Here is a 2,633-nt window from a genome sequence, read left to right as displayed (position 1 = left end):
TACTACGGTGAACACGGAACTCAGCGCATCGCGGAGTTCTCAAACTAGAAAGTCTCTGGACTTGCCGGGGTGATTCAGATGGTGTCGTGGGTGGGCAGGAGTCCTATCAAAGTAGATGCCACACCCATGATCACCAATGTGATCACCAAGACCGGTTTGCGACCGATCTTGTCGCCGAAATGGCCGAACACTATCGCACCTACCGGCCGGGCGAAATACCCGACCGCAAGGGTGCCGAATGACGCCAAAATGCCGATGAAAGCACTGCTTTCAGGGAAGAAGAGGCTCGGGAAAACCAGGGCGGCGGCGAGGCCGTAGATGGAGAAGTCGTAGTACTCGAGCGCAGTCCCCGCCATACTTGCAGCGGCGATCTTTCGGACTTTCCGGCTGTCCGTGTCTGTCTTTTTGGGCGCATGGGTCATGGCTGATCGAAACTCCTTGCACTGGGGCGCTCTGAGGGAGTGATGTAGTGGGGCAGTGTTGTTCGTGCCGACTCGCGGTGTGACTGTCGCCGGTCAGGTGTCCAGCGTGACGTCGATACTGGCCCACCCTGTCCGCAGGGCGCGGCCCGAGGATTCGACGGGATGAGCGAGGGTTATCGATCGGGTGGCACCGAGCAGCTGTTCGCCGAAAATCCGTAGCTCTTGGCGCGCAATCGGAGCCCCGATGCACATGTGCGGTCCGAAGCCGAAGGTCAGATGCGGGTTGCGTTCTCGATCGAGTTGGACGTGGTGCGGATCGTCGAACTTGTCGTCGTCTCGGTTCGCCGAGGCGACATTGATCGCTACCAGCTCGCCCTCTGGTATCCGCACACCGTGGACCTCGGTTTCCCTGGTGGTGCGGCGGACGGTCTGATGAAGAGGTGGCCCCATCCGGAGAACCTCTTCGATAGCAGCCGGCAGCAGCGTCAAATCCAGTCGAATTTGTTGCTGGGCAACTGGATTCGTCGCCAAGTAATTTACCAGCGAGCCCATCGCGGAGCTCGTAGTGTCCGCGCCTGCAGCAAAGAGTTGGGTGACAATCGATCGTGCGTCGGCGTCGGAGATCGGCTGCCCGTCCGGTTCGAGAGCCAGTATGCCGGTGACGATGTCGTGTGCCGGATCACGCGGAGTTGATCGCCTGTCGTCGATCAACTCGGTCACCGCATCGTCCCACAGCGTTGCCTGCCGGGCCCCGAACGCGGTGATGTCGTGCCGCAGCCCGTCCGCTTCGTCGAGGGATGCGGTGAGCTCTGCCCATCCGGTGGCCGACAGACCCAACAGCTCAGCCAGAACCTGCGGCGGTACGAGGCGGGCGACGGTCCGATAAATGTCTCCGCCCCCGTTGGCCAGCAGCGGTGCAAGCTGTTCGGCCACGATGCGTTCGATGCTCGGAAGAAGCGCCTGGACTCGATCTTCGACGAAATATTGGTTCAGGAACTTTCGGTAGAACCCATGGACAGGGGGGTTGGTGCTGATGGGGATCGGGCAGTTCGGTGACGGGTATTCCACGAAAGGCTGCCCGCTGGCAAAGGTTTTGAAGTCCCGGCTTGCCTTGGAGGCGTCGGCGAACGTCATCAAGCTCCAGAAGCCACCGAAATCGTCGCTGTGGACTACGGGGCATTGCTGTCGTAGCTGCTCGTAGTCACGGTGAAGGTCGGTCGATTCTGTGGGCGAGTAGGCCTGCGCCGGCACGGCTCGGCTGTGCTCGTTTTCGTTGACGGTCATTTGGAAACCCCTGAGTGATGTGAATCGACGCGCGGTCGGGACGGCAGTGATGCCTCGGGTAGCTGTGTGATCTGACCTCTCACCGCAGTGCCCTCCGATCCCTCGATGGACGGTTTGCAGGCGAAGCCGGGGCGGCGGCTCGGTGTGAGGTACTGCGGTCGAATTGAAGCCGCGGCCCTAGTGTAACGCCAGTCATACTGTACGACAATATGTGATGTGCACTATATCCGTGGGGTTCGCGGAGTTTTTGCTGTCGTCCAACTCGGACTGCCCGCACCCGCGGATGCCGCTCCCGTGACCGACCTGCCAGCTGCCTGTAGCCACTCTCTAACTACAACGCAGCTGGTGACAGACCCGCATCTACTGCGTCACGGGAGGTCCTCCAACTCCATCAATCGTCATCGCCCGGCCTGCAGGTCAGAAGTCGTCGCCCGAAGCGACCCCGAAATGCGGTCGACTACGGGCTCCGATGGACTGACACATTGTCATACAAATTGTCGCGACATGGTCGGTCAGCGGTCGCGCGGGTACTCCAGGGCGTCGCCGAGCAGGGCACCACGCAGCAGCGCATGAAGGTTCTCCTTCGTCACCGACTGCGGATTGCCGGCAGGAACGACGGGAAGGATGAGTTCGACGGCCTCGTCGAGATCGGACTCGCGCAGTCCGAATGAGGCCAAGGCTGCCGGAGCATCGACCAAGTCTTGCAAATCGGTCAATCCGCCCAAGGCGGACGACGCGCCGAGAGCCTGTGCGATTCGAGTCGCTGCGTGGGGTGCGTGCGGTGCGTTGAAAGCGAGCACGTGGGGTAGAACCGCGGTGTGGGTTTGCGCGTGCGGTAGGTCGAAACGTCTGAACCGTCCTGGATCTGATGGAGACCTGGTTCAAGCCACTTCGCGGTCGGAGGTGGCGGTCGAGCATTGATGACGG

General features: G+C 61.2%; 2 protein-coding genes and 1 pseudogene. All 3 read right to left on the bottom strand.

Annotation, left to right across the window (positions count from 1 at the left end; translation table 11 throughout):
* Window positions 1–74: 74 nt before the first annotated feature.
* Window positions 75–422 (bottom strand): MFS transporter, encoded by a 348-nt coding sequence (locus R4P47_RS24895; protein ID WP_317786067.1) that lies wholly within the window; start codon window positions 420–422, stop codon window positions 75–77.
* Between the two features lie 93 nt (window positions 423–515).
* Window positions 516–1,706 carry a cytochrome P450 gene (locus R4P47_RS24890; RefSeq protein ID WP_317786066.1) on the bottom strand — a complete coding sequence of 397 codons (1,191 nt, stop codon included), beginning with the start codon at window positions 1,704–1,706 and terminating at the stop codon, window positions 516–518.
* 512 nt (window positions 1,707–2,218) lie between these two features.
* Window positions 2,219–2,542 (bottom strand): annotated as a pseudogene (locus R4P47_RS24885) (iron-containing alcohol dehydrogenase); the annotation flags it as partial.
* Window positions 2,543–2,633: the final 91 nt, after the last annotated feature.

It is taken from the genome of Rhodococcus sp. IEGM 1370 (genome assembly GCF_033142325.1).
GTDB lineage: Bacteria > Actinomycetota > Actinomycetes > Mycobacteriales > Mycobacteriaceae > Rhodococcoides.
The sequence above is the reverse complement of the archived record's forward strand: the minus strand, read 5'-3'. Positions and strand labels throughout refer to the sequence as shown.

What these genes read in the sequence shown, in the direction of transcription:
- R4P47_RS24895 (WP_317786067.1), bottom strand. Translation starts at nt 422, where the DNA reads ATGACCCATGCGCCCAAAAAGACAGACACGGACAGCCGGAAAGTCCGA.
- R4P47_RS24890 (WP_317786066.1), bottom strand. Translation starts at nt 1,706, where the DNA reads ATGACCGTCAACGAAAACGAGCACAGCCGAGCCGTGCCGGCGCAGGCC.